Below are 16,028 nucleotides of genomic sequence, written 5' to 3' on the forward strand. Positions count from 1 at the left end.
GCCCTATCAGTCCAACCAGACATATCCGGCGAGCCGCCCGGTGGTGCGGTCGCGTCGGTACGAGAAGTGATCGCCCGATTCGAGGGTGCAGAAGGGCGACTTGTGCCGGTCGGTGACTCCGAGGGCATCGAGCTGGGCGTGGACTCCGGCGGTGACGTCCACGGCCGGGGTCCCCCAACTGGTCTCGGACCAGGAGGCGGGGACGCTCGCGGCGACCTCGTCCCGCATCGCGGCCGGGACCTCGTAGCACCGACCGCAGACGGCGGGCCCGGTGCGGGCGATGATCCGCGAGGTGTCCGCGCCGAGCCGGACCATGGCCCCGACCACGGCGGGCACGATTCCGGCGACCAGACCGGGACGGCCCGCATGTGCTGCTGCGACGACTCCGGCGACCGGGTCGGCGAGCAGTACGGGGGTGCAGTCCGCGGTGAGGACGGCGAGCGGGAGTCCGCGCCGGGTGGTCACCACCGCGTCCACGGCGGGAACCTCGGGGACGTCGCCCCAAGGTCCGTCGACCACGGCGACGTCCCGGCCGTGGACCTGATTCATCCAGACGACCTGCGCCGGATCGAGTCCACGACCGCGGGCGGCGCGCTCGCGGTTGGCGAGAACGGCGGCGGGGTCGTCACCGACCGCGCCGCCGAGGTTGAGCTCCGCATACGGGGCGGCGCTCACCCCGCCCCACCTGTCGGTGAAGGAGAAGTGGGCGCCGCCCCCCGAAGAAACGGAATTTTTTGAGCTCACTGGGTGGTGCGGACCTATCACTTCAAGAAGTCCGGAACATCCAGCTCTTCGGCCTGGGAGTCATGGTAGGGACGGGCCGGCGGGACGTGCGGCGGAGAGACCGGCGGAAGGTGGCTCTCGTTGGCCACCGGTACCGGCTCGGTCTGGACCGGGGACTCCTCGCGCGGGGGCACGGAGCCCAGTCCGCTCGTGTGGCGCACGGGCTCGGCGGCCCGGACCGGCGGAGCCGACTCCTCACGCTTACCGGAGTTGGCGCCCAGGACGTTCTCGCGACGGGTCGGCGGCTGTCCGCCGTCGAAGCCCGCGGCGATCACGGTGACCCGCACCTCGTCGCCCAGTGCGTCATCGATGACCGCACCGAAGATGATGTTCGCCTCGGGGTGCGCCGCCTCGCTCACCAGCTGGGCGGCCTCGTTGATCTCGAAGAGACCGAGGTCGCTGCCGCCGGAGATGGAGAGCAGGACACCGCGGGCGCCGTCGATGGACGCCTCCAGGAGCGGCGAGGAGATCGCCATCTCCGCGGCGGCCACCGCGCGGTCGTCGCCGCGGGCCGAGCCGATGCCCATGAGTGCCGATCCGGCCTCGGACATGACCGACTTGACGTCGGCGAAGTCGAGATTGATCAGACCCGGGGTGGTGATGAGGTCGGTGATGCCCTGGACACCCGAGAGCAGCACCTGGTCGGCCGACTTGAAGGCGTCGAGCACGCTGACCTGGCGGTCCGAGATGGACAGCAGTCGGTCGTTGGGAATGACGATGAGGGTGTCGACCTCTTCGCGGAGTTCGGCGATGCCGTCCTCCGCCTGGTTCGCGCGACGCCTGCCCTCGAAGGTGAACGGGCGGGTGACCACGCCGATCGTCAGGGCGCCCAGCGAGCGAGCGATATTGGCGACGACAGGTGCGCCACCGGTGCCGGTGCCGCCGCCTTCGCCTGCGGTGACGAAGACCATGTCGGCCCCCTTGAGGACCTCCTCGATCTCTTCACGGTGGTCCTCTGCCGCCTTGCGACCGACGGCCGGGTTCGCCCCGGCGCCGAGGCCACGGGTGAGTTCACGGCCGACGTCGAGCTTGACGTCGGCGTCGCTCATCAACAGGGCTTGCGCATCAGTGTTGATCGCGATGAACTCGACGCCCTTGAGACCGACCTCGATCATTCGGTTGATGGCATTGACACCACCGCCGCCGACACCGATGACCTTGATGACTGCGAGGTAGTTCTGCGGTGCTGCCACGTCGAAGGCCTCTCGCCTCGAGTTACGTGTCGTCGCTTGGCGGTAGTCCCGCCGCGACGACGGATGCCGATTGGGACGGTCCGAACGCCGACCCGAACCCTAACGTTGAAGTTTAGGGTTACCAGTGTGTCCGCTTCATGGACTCTTCCGAACAGGACACTAAGTCGACAAGTGGCGCACGTTCAACGAACACGCCGAACCTCCCGTTTTTCTTTTCACCCTATGTGATCACCCGTAGCGCTGACCAACCAGGGTGCTGGCCAGGCCGAATGTGCGTCAACTGTCCGACACCGCAGGAGCGGTGGGTGCACTGACGTCGAAGTGTCCCGCTTTGGGAGCGGCTTTCATCAGGGCGGCGAGAACTTTCGCCTTCACCGCACCTTCTTCACCACTCCCCCAGATCACCTCACGACCCCGGGTGAGTTCCAGAGAAACCGAATCGTACGAGGCGACCCGCACGACCTTGGCGTCCCTGGCGACATCTTCCGGAAGGTCGCCGGCGACCCGGACCGCCTCCCGCACCAGTCGGTCACTGCCGAAGCGGCGCAGGCTCGCCGACCGATCGGATGTCAGTCGCAGCAGAGGCACATGCCCGGGCGCCTTGTTCACCGTGGCGAAACGCACACCCTTGGCGTCCACTTCAATGAACTTTGCGCCCTTTTTCACCAACAGGACCGGCTTTCGTTCGGTCACCTTAAGTCCGATGTCGTGCGGCCATGACCGTACGACATCCACCGAGTCGATACGAGGCAACTTCTGGCGCAACCTGTCCGCGATGGCGTCCGTGTCGACGGAGACCAGCGGAGCGCCCGTCGGCACCGCCGCGGCGGCCTCCACCTCGGCGGGTGACAGTACGTCGACACCGGTGATCCGGACCTGTTCGGCCCGGAGCCAGGAGGAGCCGTAGAGCGCCCAGACGACGCCGGAGCCGAGCACCAGCACGGCCGCGGCGATCACGATCAACAGCCTCCGCCGGGGCATCCGGCGCCCGCCCGCCGCGCCCGGGCGCGGCGGGCGGTCCGGGGTGTCCTCCCGCTGCCCTGTGCCGCGCTGGGCGGTCGTCGGTCCGGCCACGCTCGCTCCTTATGCGGGTCCGGGGGCGCCGCCCCCGGACCCGGCCGCCTCACGCGCCTCGGCGTGCGGCAATCGCCTCGTACACCATGCCGACCAGCAGGTCGTCGGCGTCCCTGCGGCCGAACTCGGCGGCAGCGCGGGACATTTCATACAATCTGTGCGGATCCGCCAGTACCGGAAGCACGTTGCCCTGGACCCACTCGGGAGTCAGCGCCGCGTCGTCCACCAGCAGACCGCCGCCGGCGTTGACCACCGGCTGGGCGTTGAGCCGCTGTTCGCCGTTGCCGATCGGCAACGGGACGTAGGCGGCGGGGAGCCCGACGGCGGTGAGTTCGGCGACGGTCATCGCGCCCGCGCGGCAGAGCATCATGTCGGCCGCGGCGTACGCGAGGTCCATCCGGTCCACGTACGGTACCGGGATATAGGGCGGCATCCCGGGCATGTTGTCCACGCGCGGCATTTCGTTCTTCGGGCCGACCACGTGCAGGATCTGGATACCGGAGCGCTGCATCAGCGGGGCGACCCGCTGGACCACCTCGTTGAGGTGCCGGGCACCCTGCGAGCCGCCGGAGACCAGCAGCGTCGGCAGGTTGGGGTCGAGCCCGAAGGCCGCACGCGCCTCCGGGCGGACCCGGGCCCGGTCCAGGGTGGCGATGGTCCGGCGCAGCGGGATGCCGATGTAGCGGGCACCGCGCAGCTTGCTGTCGGGGGTGGAGACGGCGACCCCGTGCGCGTAGCGCGAACCGATCTTGTTGGCCAGGCCCGGCCGGGCGTTGGCCTCGTGCACCACGATCGGCACCCCGGCGCGTTTGGCGGCGAGGTAGCCGGGCAGCGCCACGTAGCCGCCGAACCCGACCACGCAGTCCGCCTTGGTGCGTTCCAGGATCTGCTCGGCGGCCTTGATGGTGCCGCGCAGCCTTCCCGGGACGGTGATGAGTTCGGGGGTGGGCTTGCGCGGCAGCGGTACGGCCGGGATCAGGGCGAGTTCGTACCCCCGCTCGGGTACGAGTCTTGTCTCGAGTCCGCGCTCCGTGCCGAGAGCGGTGATTCCCACGCTCGGGTCCTGCCTGCGCAGGGCGTCCGCGAGGGCGAGCGCGGGCTCGATGTGGCCGGCGGTCCCCCCACCGGCGAGTACGACATGCACCGAAATTCACCGCTCTCCGGACGGACGCTTCTTGATGCGCCGTCTCATCGTCTTCCATCTCACCCCGGGCCTCCGCATGGCCAGGGCCGCCCTCGCGGCGGGATCCTCTCGCGCGAACGCGATCAGCAGCCCGACAGCGAACATGGTCGGCAGCAGGGCCGACCCTCCGTAGGAGAACAGCGGGAGCGGGACACCGGCGATCGGAAGGAGACCGAGCACCGCACCGATATTGATCACGGCCTGAGCCGTGATCCAGGTGGTCACACCTCCCGCGGCATACCTCACGAAGGGGTCCTCCGTGCGTCCGGCCACGCGGATACCCGCATAGCCTAGAGCCGCGAAGAGGGCGAGTACCGACAGCGTCCCCGCCAACCCCAGTTCCTCCCCTGTGATGGCGAAGATGAAGTCGGTGTGGGGTTCGGGGAGTTGACCCCATTTTTCCACACTCGCGCCGAGCCCGGATCCGAACCAGCCGCCGGACGCCAGAGCGTAGATACCGTGTACGGCCTGCCAGCACGAGCCGCCCGGTCCGGGTTCGCTGGCTCCCATGCAGTCGAGCCTGGCCATCCGGTTCGGACTGGTCTTGATCAGCACGAAGCCGATCAGGCCGGCGGTGGCGAGCACTCCGGCGAACAGCCGGGTGGGAGCCCCGGCCAGCCAGAGCAGCCCGAACAGGATCGCCGTGAGAATGATCGCAGTGCCCATGTCACCGCCGAGCATGATCAGGCCGAGCAGCATGAAGGCGACGGGGACGAGCGGTACGAGCATGTGCTTCCACTGGGCCAGCAGCCGCTTGTCCTGTTTACGGGCGAGCAGGTCGGCCCCCCACAGGACGAGGGCGAGCTTGCCGAACTCACTGGGCTGGAGCTGGAAGGGGCCGCCCAGGTAGAGCCAGTTCCGGTTGCCGTTGACCGACATCCCTATCCCCGGCACCTGGACCAGCACCATCAGGAAGACGGCACCCAGCAGCAGCGGGTAGGACAGCGCCCGGTGCAGCTTGGCCGGCATCCGGGCGGCGATCGCCATCAGCCCGGCCCCGATGACGGCGGCCAGGAACTGCTTGCGGAAGAAGTAGGTGCCCGGCTTGTCGAGCTCCAACGCCTTGATCATCGAGGCGGAGTAGACCATCACGAGCCCGAGCACGGTGATGAGCAGCCCGGCACCCAGAATCAGGTAGTACGCGGTCAGCGGGCGGTCCCAGGCCCGGCGTGCCTGCTCGTAGAGCCTCCGCACACCGCCACCGCGAGGGGTGCGGGGACTGCCCGCGGTCCTGGAGCGGGCCGTGGAGGGCCGCCGGGAGCCGGCTGCGGACCGGACTCGCAGGGCGAGCCCGTCCGGCAGCGGGGCGCCCCCGGCGGCGAGGAGGGGTGGCTGGAGCGCCCGGCTGACCGCCGTGGTCGCCCGTGAGCGGTCCCTGCGGCGTGCGGCAGAGCTCTCTTCGGCCGGCATGGTCCTGTCCCCTCCACTGCTCGTGCCCGGGGCTTCGTGCCGAGGGCCCGCGCCCGCGGCACAGCCGTACGCACCCGGTTGCTCCGGGACGGTACGGCGTGGAGGCCGGGTCCGTCAGGCGCTCTCGGCGGCGAGTGCGCGGACGGCGTCCGCGAAGGCCTCGCCCCGCTTGTTGTAATTGACGAACATGTCCATCGAGGCGCAGGCCGGGGCCATCAGTACGGTGTCTCCCGGCCGGGCGAGCCGTGCCGCCTCGCGGACCGCCTCGGACATCGCCCCAGTGTCGGTCCGGTCGAGGTCGACCACCGGGACCTCGGGCGCGTGTCGCGCGAGGGCTTCACGGATCAGGGCGCGGTCCGCGCCCATCAGTACGACGCCCCGCAGCCGCTTCGCGCACCCGGTCACCAGCTCGTCGAAGGTGGCGCCCTTGGCCAGGCCCCCGGCGATCCAGACGATCGGGTCGTAGGACGCCAGGGAGGCCTCGGCGGCATGGGTGTTGGTGGCCTTGGAGTCGTCGACGTACGTGACCCCGCCGACCTCCGCGACGTGTTCGATGCGGTGCGGGTCCGAGCGGAAGGCCCGGAGCCCGTCGCGCACGGCGGCCGGCTCGACGCCGAAGGCACGGGCCAGCGCCGCGGCTGCCAGCGCGTTGGCGATGTTGTGCGGGGCGGGCGGGTTCACGTCCGCGACCTCGGCGAGCTCCTGGGCCTGCTTCTGGCGGTTCGTCACGAAGGCTCGGTCGACGAGGATGCCGTCGACGACCCCGAGCTGCGAGGGCCCCGGGGTGCCGAGAGTGAAGCCGATCGCCCGGCAGCCCTCCTCGACGTCCGCCTGGCGCACCAGGTCCTCGGTGGCCCCGTCCGCGACGTTGTAGACGCAGGCGACGGTGTTGCCCTCGTAGATCCGGCCCTTGTCGGCGACGTACGCCTCCATGGAGCCGTGCCAGTCGAGGTGGTCGGGTGCCAGGTTGAGGACGGCCGCGGAGTGGGCGCGCAGTGAGGCCGACCAGTGCAGTTGGTAGCTGGAGAGCTCCACGGCCAGGACGTCGTACGTCTCGTCGCCGAGGACGGCGTCCAGCAGGGAGACTCCGATGTTGCCGACGGCGGCGGTGCGCAGCCCGGCCGCCTCCAGGATCGAGGCGAGCATCCGTACGGTCGTGGTCTTGCCGTTGGTGCCGGTGACCGCGAGCCAGGGTGCCGGTTCCCGGCCGTCATGACCCCGCAGCCGCCAGGCGAGTTCGACGTCGCCCCAGACCGGGACACCCGCCTCGGCGGCCGCGGTGAACAGCGGCTTGTCGGGCTTCCAGCCCGGGGTGGTGACGATGAGCTCGGTGGACTCGGGCAGGGTGGCCCCGTCGCCGAGGCGCACGGTGATGCCCTGCGCCTCCAGCTCCGCGGCCTGGGTGCGGGAGCGCTCGTCGTCCCCGTCGTTGACGACGGTGACGACGGCGCCGAGTCCGTGCAGTACCCGGGCCGCAGGGATCCCGGAGACCCCGAGTCCGGCGACCGTGACGTGCTTGCCCTGCCAGTCCACGTTGCTCACTTCTTGGCTGCCCATCCTGCGTAGAAGAGGCCGAGACCGACGATCACGCACATGCCCTGGATGATCCAGAAGCGGACCACGACAAGGACTTCGGACCACCCCTTGAGTTCGAAGTGGTGCTGGAGCGGTGCCATCCGGAACACCCGCTTGCGGGTCATCTTGAACGAGCCGACCTGGATGACGACGGACATCGTGATCATCACGAAGAGACCGCCGAGCACCGCCATCAGGAACTCGGTGCGGGAGCAGATCGCCAGACCGGCGAGCGCGCCGCCGAGGGCCAGCGAGCCGGTGTCACCCATGAAGATCTTGGCGGGCGAGGTGTTCCACCACAGGAAGCCGAAGCAGGAGCCCATCAGGGCCGAGGCCACGACCGCCAGGTCGAGTGGATCCCGTACCACGAAGCAGGCGCTCGGGTTGGTGAGGGTGGCGGCGTTGGCGCAGGACTCCTGGAACTGCCAGAGCCCGATGAAGGTGTACGCGCCGAAGACCATCACCGACGCACCGGTGGCGAGGCCGTCCAGACCGTCCGTCAGGTTCACGCCGTTGGACATGGCGAGAATCATGAAGAGCGCCCAGACCACGAACAGCACCGGGCCGATCGACCAGCCGAAGTCCTCGACGAACGAGAGCTTGGTGGAGGCGGGGGTGTTGCCGCGGGCGTCGGCGAACTGGAGCGAGAGCACCGCGAAGGCGATGCCGACGATCAGCTGACCGGCCATCTTCGCCTTGGCGCGCAGGCCCAGCGAACGCTGCTTGACGATCTTGATGTAGTCGTCGAGGAAACCGACGACTCCCATGCCGGTCATCAGGAAGAGGACCAGCACACCGGAGAAGCGCATGTCCTCGCCGGTGATCACCTTCGCCAGGATGTACGCGATGATCGTCGCCAGGATGAAGGCGATGCCGCCCATGGTGGGCGTGCCCTTCTTCGATCCGTGGGTGCGCGGGCCGTCGTCCCGGATGAACTGCCCGTATCCCTTGCGGGCCAGCAGTTTGATCAGCAGCGGGGTACCGACCAGGGTCAGGAAGAGCCCGATGGCCCCCGCGAAGAGGATCTGCCTCATCGGCCGGCGACCTCGCCCTCGGTCGCGTTATCCAGCAGTGCCATGACAACCTGCTCCAGGCCGACCGACCGGGACGCCTTCACCAGCACGACGTCTCCCGGGCGCAGTTCACTGCGCAACAGGTCGACGGCAGCCTGTGCGTCGGACACATGCACCGACTCCTCACCCCACGAACCCTCGTTGTATGCGCCCAGTTGCAGCCAGGAGGCTTCTCTGCCCCCGACCGCGACGAGCTTGCTGACGTTGAGCCGGACGGCAAGCCGTCCGACCGCGTCGTGCTCGGTGAGCGAGGCGTCGCCGAGCTCGGCCATCTGGCCGAGCACTGCCCACGTACGACGCCCCTTCCCCATGGCGGCCAGCGCGCGCAGCGCGGCTCTCATGGATTCGGGGTTGGCGTTGTAGGCGTCATTGACGAACGTCACGCCGTCCGGACGCTCGGTGACCTCCATGCGCCAGCGGGAGAGGGTGCCCGCCTCGGAGAGCGCCTCGGCGATCTCGTCTGCGGACAGGCCCAACTCATGGGCGACGGCGGCCGCGGCGAGCGCGTTCGACACGTGATGCTCACCGTACAGGCGCATGGTCACATCGCTGCACCCGGTGGGTGTGTGGAGGCGGAACGCGGGGCGGCCGTCGGCGGTGAGCCGTACGTTCTCTCCCCGTACGTCCGCATCCGCGGCTTCACCGAAGAGCAGGACGCGGGCCTTGGTGCGGGACGTCATGGCGCGAACGAGCGGATCGTCGGCGTTGAGTACGGCGAGGCCGTCCTCGGGGAGGGACTCGACCATCTCGCCCTTGGCCTTGGCGATCTGCTCGCGACCGCCGAACTCGCCGATGTGGGCGGTGCCGACGTTGAGGACGAGGCCGATCCGGGGCGGGACCAGGCCGGTGAGGTAACAGATGTCGCCGATGTAGCGGGCACCCATTTCGAGGACCAGGTGCCGGGTCTCCTCGGTGGCGCGCAGCGCGGTGAGCGGCAGGCCGATCTCGTTGTTGAGGTTGCCCGCCGGGTAGACGGTGGGCCCCTTGCGCTCCAGGAGTTGGGCGATCAGGTCCTTGGTGGAGGTCTTGCCGGCGGATCCGGTGAGGGCGACCACGGTGGTGCCGAGGCGCCCGACGACGGTGCGGGCCAGCGCGCCGAGCGCCGCCACCACGTCGTCGACGACGATCGCGGGAACGCCGACGGGACGGGCGGCCAGGACGACCGCGGCGCCCGCCTCGACGGCGCGCTGCGCGTAGTCGTGGCCGTCGACCCGTTCGCCGGTGAAGGCGACGAAGAGGCTGCCTTGCTTCACCTCCCGGGAGTCGATGACGACTGGCCCGCTGACGATTGCTGCCGGATCCGGTATGTCGTACGACTGCCCGCCGACGATTTCGGCGATCTCGGCGAGGGAAAGGGCGATCACTTGGTCATCCCTGACTGTTGTTCTCGTGGGTGGCGGCACGGTGGGCGGAGCTCTCGTGTGCCAGGGACCGCGCGATGGCCTCGCGCAGGACCACCCGGTCATCGAAGGGGCGCACCACTCCGTGGATGTCCTGGCCCTGCTCGTGGCCCTTGCCTGCGATGAGTACGGTGTCGCCGGGTCCGGCACGGCCGACCGCGGCGGCGATGGCGGCGGCCCGGTCGGCGTCGACCAGGACGTCACCGCGTTCGTGCACGGGCACTTCGGCGGCGCCGGCGAGCATGGCCGCGAGGATGCCCAGGGGGTCCTCGGAGCGGGGGTTGTCGGAGGTCAGTACGGCGGTGTCGGAGAGCCGGGCCGCGGCGGCGCCCATCGGGCCGCGCTTGGTGACGTCACGGTCGCCGCCGCAGCCGAGAACGATGTGCAGTTTGCCCTCGGTGACCTTCTGGAGGGAGCGGAGCACCGATTCGACGGCGTCGGTCTTGTGCGCGTAGTCGACGAGTGCCAGATACGGCTGTCCGGCGTCGACCCGCTCCAGCCGGCCGGGCACCCCGGGCACGACGGCGACGCCGTCGGCCGCGGTCTGCGGGTCGATGCCCGCGACCGCGAGGGTGACGATCGCGGCCAGGGTGTTGGCGACGTTGAACGGTCCGGGCAGCGGGGCCCTGGCGGTGGCCCGTTCGTCCTCGGGGCCGACGACGGTGAAGGTGGAGCCGAGCTGGCCGACCTCGACGTCCTCGGCCCGCCAGTCGGCGTCAGGGTGGCCCTCGGCGGAGAAGGTGGTGACCGGGACGGATGCCTCGGTGATCAGCCTGCGGCCGTACTCGTCGTCGAAGTTGACGACGCCCTGCCTGCTGCGCTGCGGGGTGAACAGCCGCGCCTTGGCCTGGAAGTAGTCCTCCATGCCGGAGTGGAACTCCATGTGCTCGGGGCTGAGGTTGTTGAAGACCGCGACGTCGAAGACGCAGCCGTCGACCCGGCCCAGCACCAGGGCGTGGCTGGAGACCTCCATGGTCACCGCGTCGACGCCGCGTTCGCGCATGACGGCGAACAGGGCCTGCAGGTCGGTGGCCTCGGGGGTGGTCCGTTCGGACTTGATGCGCTCGTCGCCGATTCGCATCTCCACGGTGCCGATCAGGCCGGTGCTGCGTCCGGCGCCGCGGAAGCCGCCCTCGATGAGGTAGGCGGTGGTGGTCTTGCCGGAGGTTCCGGTGATGCCGATCTGCAGCAGGTCGGTGCCTGGGTGTCCGTAGATCTCGGCGGCGAGTTCGCCCATCCGGCCGCGCGGGTCCTCGGTGACCAGTACCGGAAGTCCGGTGGCGGCGGCGCGTTCGGCACCGGACGGGTCGGTGAGGATGGCGGCCGCGCCGAGGCCGGCCGCCTGGGCGGTGAAGTCGGCGCCGTGGAGTCGGGCACCGGGCAGGGCGGCGTACAGGTCTCCGGGGCGTACGGCCCGGGAGTCATGGGTGATGCCGGTGACTTCGCCGGTGCCCGGCGGTTCGACTCCCAGCCGGGCTGCCAGTTCACCGATGGAGGTCGGCCGGAGCCGATCCGGGCGGGGCGCTCCCGGGTAGTTCACAGGGGCGTCCTTCTGGGTGGTTCGGAACTGTTCAGCGTGGGGCACGGCGGTGAGCGTACCGGGAGCACCCGGCCTCTCGCGAAGCGAGGGGGCGGGGTCGCGGTGGTTCCCGTTCCGGTTCCCGGAATCAGGGGTGATGGTTGTCACTGATGGTCTCCCCGAGTTCACTCGCCGGGTTTGAAGGACACCGGCAGCCTGGCCGGCTCGCTGCCGGACGGCGCGGTCTGAAGCGTCTTCAGTGCGAATTCCATGACCTGCTTGTAGATGGGTCCGCAGATCTGGCCGCCGAAATAGCCGCCCCTGGTGGGGTTCTGGATCGCACAGTAGACGGTGATCTGGGGGTTGTCGGCGGGGGCGAAGCCTGCGAAGGACGCGGTGTAGCCGTGGTAGCCGCCGCGTACCGGATCGACCCGGTTGGCCGTACCGGTCTTGCCCGCGACCCGGTAGCCGGGGATCTTGGCCTTCGTTCCGGTGCCCTCCTCGTCACCGACCACCGACTCCAGCATGCTCGCGAGTGTCCTGGCTGTCTTCTCGCTGACCACCCGGGACTGCTCGGGTGCGTCCACGGCGGTGAAGCGGCCGTCGGCTCCCCTGGTGCCGCGGACGAGGGTCGGTTCGATCCGGACGCCGCCGTTGGCGATCGTGGAGTAGATCGAGGCGGCCTGCACGGCGTTGAGCGAGAGCCCCTGGCCGAACGGGATCGTGTACTGCTGCGAGGTCGACCAGTCCTGCGGCTTGGCGAGGATGCCGGGGGTCTCACCCGGGTAGCCGAGTCCGGTCGGTGAGCCGATGCCGAACTTGCGCAGGTAGGAGTAGAGGGTCTTGTTGGCCTGGGCCTGGGTCTTCCCGAGCTGCCCGGTGGCCAGGATGGTGCCGATGTTGCTGGACTTGGCGAGTACGCCGTTGAGCGTCAGGTACCAGGTGGGGTGGTCGATGTCGTCCTTGAAGAGCCGGTCGCCGCGGTGCAGCCGGTTGGGGACTGTGACGTGGGTGCCGGGGGTGGCGACGCCCTCCTCCAGCACTGCGGCCATGGACATGACCTTGCTGGTGGAGCCGGGCTCGTACGCGTCCTGGAGCGCGGCGTTGCCCAGCGACGCGGCGTCGGCCTGCGAGAGGTCGTTGGGGTCGAAGCCGGGGGCGTTGGCCATGGCGAGCACCTCGCCGGTCCGGGTGTTCTGCACGATCACGTAGCCGCGGTCGGCCTTGGACTTCTTCACCTGGTCGGAGATGGCCTTCTGGGCCGCCCACTGGATGTCGCGGTCGATGGTCAGTTCGATGTCGGAGCCCGCGACGGCCGGGACCTCCTTGGTGCCTGCCGTGGGCACCCGGCGGCCGCCGGACTGGGCGTACTTGATCGTGCCGTCCTCGCCCGCGAGCTCCTTGTCCAGCTGCGATTCCAGGCCGCCCGCGCCCTTGCCCTCGGCGTTGACGTAACCCAGTATCCCGGCGGCGAGCCCGCCGTTGGGATAGACCCGCTTGGTGGTCGACTCCTGGAAGACACCGGCCAGCACATTGGCTCCGGGGCCGCCGGCCGCCTTGTCCTTGCGGGCCTTCTCGGCGAAGACCGACTTGAGGTCCTTGATCTGCTTCCAGACCTGCGGGGTCTGCCGGCGGGCCAGCACCGCGTACCGGCTCTTGGGCTTCGCCAGCTTCTTCGTCAACTCGGCGGCGTCGGTGCCGAGGATGGGCGCGAGCAGGGCAGCCGCCTGCTGGGGGGCGTCCGGGGCCTTGCTGTCGGCCGGTGTGAACATCTTGGGGTCGGCGGTGATGTCGTACGCGTCGACGCTGGTGGCCAGCGCGATGCCGCTGCGGTCGGTGATCTCGCCGCGCTCGGCGGCGACGGTGTAGCTGAGGTAGCGGTTCATGTCGGCCTTGGCGGCGTACGCGCTGGCATCGACGGCCTGGACCTGGAGGAGCCTGACGACGAACGCGATCATGACGAGGGTCAGGGCGAGGCTGACCATCCGCAGCCGCGGGCGCGGGCTGCCGAGCCGCAGCGGACGGCCGGAGCGGCTGCGTGGCGCCCGCCCGCGCGGAGCGGCGGACGAGGACCGCCGTCGTGCGTCGGGGCGGGGACGGCCGGAGCGGGCCGCCGCGTTACGGGGGCGTGCCGGGCCGGGGACCCGGCGGCGCGGTGGTTCCTTGGAGGGCACTGCGTCACCTGCCGGGGCTCGTGGAGGGCTGGTCTGCCGGGGTACGGGGGCTCGCCGAGCCGCCCGGCCCGGCCGCGGGGGTGCCGGACCCTGCCGCGGGCGTACTCGGCCCGGCCGCGGGGGCGCCGGCCGCGCTGCCCGCAGGGGTGGGGCCGGGCGGACCGGAGGCGGGTGCCGGGCTCGCGGCGGGCTGCGGCGGTGCGGCGGGCTGCGGCGGCGGCACGGTGGTCTTCTGCGGCGACGCGGTGGCCGGCTCGGCTGCGGCGGCCGAGGGCACGCCCCGGACCGTGCCGTCGGGGCCCAGGAAGACGGGGCTGCCGCCGGGGACCATGCCCAGTTCCCGGGCCCGCCGGGCCAGGGCGTCGGGCTCGGCGGAACTGTCGACGTCGTGCTGGAGCGCCTGTTGCTCGTCGGTGAGGTCGGTGGTCCGCTTCTTCAGCTCGCTCAGCCGGAACGATCCTTCGTTGAGCGCGGAGTTCAGCAGGAGCAGGGTGATCAGGCCGCCGCCCAGGAGCAGGACGACCAGCAGCACGAAGGGGGTCCGGGCCGCCTTGCTCGGCCCGGCCGGCATCAGCCGGGTGAGCCGTGCGGCACGCCCTTTCAACTGCCCGGCCGCTTTGCTCACCGCGCCGCCCCGTCCCTCGCCGCTGTGCGGGCGCCGGGGCTCCGGGGGCTCATCGCTCCTCCGCCCGGATCCGCTGGGCACCGCGCAGCCTGGCGGGGGCGGCGCGCCGGTTCTCGGCGACCTCCTCCTCGGTGGGCAGCTCCGCGCCGCGCGTCAGCAGTTTCAGCCGGGGCTGGTAGCGCTCGGGGACGACCGGGAGCCCGGCCGGAGCGGTGTTGGCGGCGCCGGCCGCCAACACCTGCTTGACCAGCCGGTCCTCCAGCGAGTGGTACGAGAGGACGGCGATGCGCCCGCCGACGTCGAGGCTCCGCACGGCGGCCGGGATCGCCCGTTCCAGCACGGAGAGCTCGCCGTTCACCTCGATGCGCAGTGCCTGGAAGGTGCGTTTGGCGGGGTTGCCGCCGGTGCGCTTGGCGGCCTGCGGCAGCGAGTCACGGATCAGCTCGACGAGCCTGGCGCTGTTGCTGAAGGGTTCCTTCTCGCGTTCGCGGACGACGGCGGAGACGATCCGCTTGGCCTGCTTCTCCTCGCCGTACGCCCGCAGGATCCGGACCAGTTCGCCCGGCGGGTAGGTGTTGAGCACCTCGGCCGCACCGATGCCGGTCGTCTGGTCCATGCGCATGTCGAGCGGGGCGTCCTGGGCGTACGCGAACCCTCGGTCGGCCTCGTCCAGTTGCATGGAGGAGACGCCGAGGTCGAACAGGATTCCCTGGACCTTGGGCACGCCGAGCCGGGCGAGCACCTCGGGCAGTTCGTCGTACACGGCGTGCACCAGTGTGGCGCGGTCGCCGTAGGGGGCGAGCCGCTCGCCCGAGAGACGCAGCGCCTCCCTGTCCCGGTCCAGCGCGATCAGCCGGGCGGTGGGGAAGGCGGAGAGCAGTGCCTCGCTGTGTCCGCCGAGGCCCAGCGTGCAGTCGACGACCACGGGCGGCTGCGGTCCCGGTGCCTCGAGAGCCGGGGCCAACAGGTCCAGGCACCGCTGGAGCATCACCGGGACGTGTCGGGTCTGGCTCATGCGCCCTCTCAGGCTCAGGTCCCGGGTGGCTGCACGTACGGCCTGGTCCCCGCCCGCTCGCGAAGGGGAGGTCCGCCGGCGCCGGGGAAGTGGCGTCAGCCGACCGGCGAGCGGGAGAGGGCCGGGCCGTACGGACGCCGCGCACACGGGGAAATTCGGAATGTGCAGGGTGTCGGTAACTTCCCGTCACTTTAGTCCACCCTGCCATTCGATCGATTCCCGATCAATCAACCCGGCAGCGCGTCGGCCCTCCCTTTTGTTCACCCGGTCGGGTGACCGAGTGTGAGGCTTGTGGGTTACCTCACAACAAATGCCGTTGACGTTCTTTGTCCGCTTCCACGCCACGCCGGAGCGGCCGGCGCGACTAACGTCTTGTCCATGTCGACTTCCGCGCATTCCCCCGCCGAGCCTTCCGCCCCCGTCGCCGGCCAGGCCCGCACCGGTGGCACGGTCACCGACCACCTCGTCAAGGCGAACGTCCACTACGCGGCCGAGTTCAGCGATCCCGGCATGGACGCGAAGCCGGTGCTGCGCGTCGCCGTGGTCGCCTGCATGGACGCCCGGCTCGACCTGCACAAGGCGCTCGGTCTGGCGCTCGGCGACTGCCACACCATCCGCAACGCGGGCGGCGTGGTCACCGACGACGTGATCCGCTCGCTGACCATCAGCCAGCGGGCCCTCGGCACCCGCAGCGTGATACTGATCCACCACACGAACTGCGGCATGGAGTCGATCACCGAGGAGTTCCGTCAGGAGCTGGAGGCGGAGGTCGGCCAGCGCCCCGTCTGGGCCGTGGAGGCCTACAGTGACGCGGACCAGGACGTGCGGCAGTCGATGCAGCGTGTCCGCACCTCGCCGTTCCTGCTGCACAACGATGATGTGCGCGGCTTCGTCTTCGATGTGACCAGCGGTCTGCTGCGCGAGATCCTTCCGACTTCCTGACCTCCGGGAAGAGCCCATCGGGCGTCGAAAAACCCTCTCAACCCGGCATATCGCCCCGAGTT

At 70.3% G+C, this 16,028-nt stretch carries 13 protein-coding genes; 1 reads left to right on the plus strand and 12 read right to left on the minus strand.

Annotated features, from left to right (window positions below; all coding sequences use genetic code 11):
* Window positions 1–6: 6 nt before the first annotated feature.
* The 12 genes from pgeF to rsmH form a co-directional block, all read right to left on the minus strand.
* A complete protein-coding gene (gene pgeF, locus FHX80_RS04590; RefSeq protein ID WP_208764579.1) occupies window positions 7–765 on the minus strand; it encodes a peptidoglycan editing factor PgeF in 759 nt (252 codons plus the stop codon).
* Entirely contained in the window at window positions 762–1,976 is a 1,215-nt protein-coding gene (gene ftsZ, locus FHX80_RS04595) for a cell division protein FtsZ (RefSeq protein WP_145763016.1), read from the minus strand. Before ftsZ ends, pgeF begins: the two co-directional genes overlap by 4 nt.
* A 276-nt stretch (window positions 1,977–2,252) precedes the next feature.
* A complete protein-coding gene (locus FHX80_RS04600; protein WP_145763017.1) occupies window positions 2,253–3,050 on the minus strand; it encodes a cell division protein FtsQ/DivIB in 798 nt (265 codons plus the stop codon).
* A gap of 49 nt (window positions 3,051–3,099) precedes the next feature.
* Window positions 3,100–4,194 (minus strand): undecaprenyldiphospho-muramoylpentapeptide beta-N-acetylglucosaminyltransferase, encoded by a 1,095-nt coding sequence (gene murG, locus FHX80_RS04605; protein WP_123469986.1) that lies wholly within the window; start codon window positions 4,192–4,194, stop codon window positions 3,100–3,102.
* 6 nt (window positions 4,195–4,200) lie between these two features.
* Entirely contained in the window at window positions 4,201–5,643 is a 1,443-nt protein-coding gene (gene ftsW, locus FHX80_RS04610; RefSeq protein ID WP_244318134.1) for a putative lipid II flippase FtsW, read from the minus strand.
* Window positions 5,644–5,757: 114 nt separating this feature from the next.
* Window positions 5,758–7,200 (minus strand): UDP-N-acetylmuramoyl-L-alanine--D-glutamate ligase, encoded by a 1,443-nt coding sequence (murD, locus tag FHX80_RS04615; protein WP_244318135.1) that lies wholly within the window; start codon window positions 7,198–7,200, stop codon window positions 5,758–5,760.
* Complete coding sequence (gene mraY / locus FHX80_RS04620) at window positions 7,182–8,252, minus strand: phospho-N-acetylmuramoyl-pentapeptide-transferase (protein ID WP_145763018.1); 1,071 nt, start codon at window positions 8,250–8,252, stop codon at window positions 7,182–7,184. The genes murD and mraY overlap by 19 nt, the downstream gene beginning before the upstream one ends.
* Entirely contained in the window at window positions 8,249–9,655 is a 1,407-nt protein-coding gene (locus tag FHX80_RS04625) for a UDP-N-acetylmuramoyl-tripeptide--D-alanyl-D-alanine ligase (protein ID WP_145763019.1), read from the minus strand. The genes mraY and FHX80_RS04625 overlap by 4 nt, the downstream gene beginning before the upstream one ends.
* A 4-nt stretch (window positions 9,656–9,659) precedes the next feature.
* Complete coding sequence (locus FHX80_RS04630; protein WP_145763020.1) at window positions 9,660–11,378, minus strand: UDP-N-acetylmuramoyl-L-alanyl-D-glutamate--2,6-diaminopimelate ligase; 1,719 nt, start codon at window positions 11,376–11,378, stop codon at window positions 9,660–9,662.
* A gap of 17 nt (window positions 11,379–11,395) precedes the next feature.
* A complete protein-coding gene (locus FHX80_RS04635) occupies window positions 11,396–13,384 on the minus strand; it encodes a peptidoglycan D,D-transpeptidase FtsI family protein (RefSeq protein ID WP_145763021.1) in 1,989 nt (662 codons plus the stop codon).
* A 4-nt stretch (window positions 13,385–13,388) separates the two neighbouring features.
* Window positions 13,389–13,955 carry a cell division protein FtsL gene (ftsL, locus tag FHX80_RS04640; protein ID WP_145767075.1) on the minus strand — a complete coding sequence of 189 codons (567 nt, stop codon included), beginning with the start codon at window positions 13,953–13,955 and terminating at the stop codon, window positions 13,389–13,391.
* Window positions 13,956–14,058: 103 nt separating this feature from the next.
* Window positions 14,059–15,024 (minus strand): 16S rRNA (cytosine(1402)-N(4))-methyltransferase RsmH, encoded by a 966-nt coding sequence (gene rsmH / locus FHX80_RS04645; RefSeq protein WP_145763022.1) that lies wholly within the window; start codon window positions 15,022–15,024, stop codon window positions 14,059–14,061.
* A 378-nt stretch (window positions 15,025–15,402) separates the two neighbouring features.
* On the opposite strand from rsmH, the gene FHX80_RS04650 reads away from it, so the two are divergent.
* Window positions 15,403–15,966 carry a beta-class carbonic anhydrase gene (locus FHX80_RS04650; RefSeq protein WP_145763023.1) on the plus strand — a complete coding sequence of 188 codons (564 nt, stop codon included), beginning with the start codon at window positions 15,403–15,405 and terminating at the stop codon, window positions 15,964–15,966.
* Window positions 15,967–16,028 lie beyond the last annotated feature (62 nt).

Source organism: Streptomyces brevispora (assembly GCF_007829885.1).
Taxonomy (GTDB): Bacteria; Actinomycetota; Actinomycetes; order Streptomycetales; family Streptomycetaceae; genus Streptomyces; species Streptomyces brevispora.

What these genes read in the sequence shown, in the direction of transcription:
- FHX80_RS04650 (WP_145763023.1), top strand. Translation starts at nt 15,403, where the DNA reads ATGTCGACTTCCGCGCATTCCCCCGCCGAGCCTTCCGCCCCCGTCGCC.
- mraY (WP_145763018.1), bottom strand. Translation starts at nt 8,252, where the DNA reads ATGAGGCAGATCCTCTTCGCGGGGGCCATCGGGCTCTTCCTGACCCTG.
- ftsL (WP_145767075.1), bottom strand. Translation starts at nt 13,955, where the DNA reads ATGCCGGCCGGGCCGAGCAAGGCGGCCCGGACCCCCTTCGTGCTGCTG.
- ftsW (WP_244318134.1), bottom strand. Translation starts at nt 5,643, where the DNA reads ATGCCGGCCGAAGAGAGCTCTGCCGCACGCCGCAGGGACCGCTCACGG.
- murD (WP_244318135.1), bottom strand. Translation starts at nt 7,200, where the DNA reads ATGGGCAGCCAAGAAGTGAGCAACGTGGACTGGCAGGGCAAGCACGTC.
- rsmH (WP_145763022.1), bottom strand. Translation starts at nt 15,024, where the DNA reads ATGAGCCAGACCCGACACGTCCCGGTGATGCTCCAGCGGTGCCTGGAC.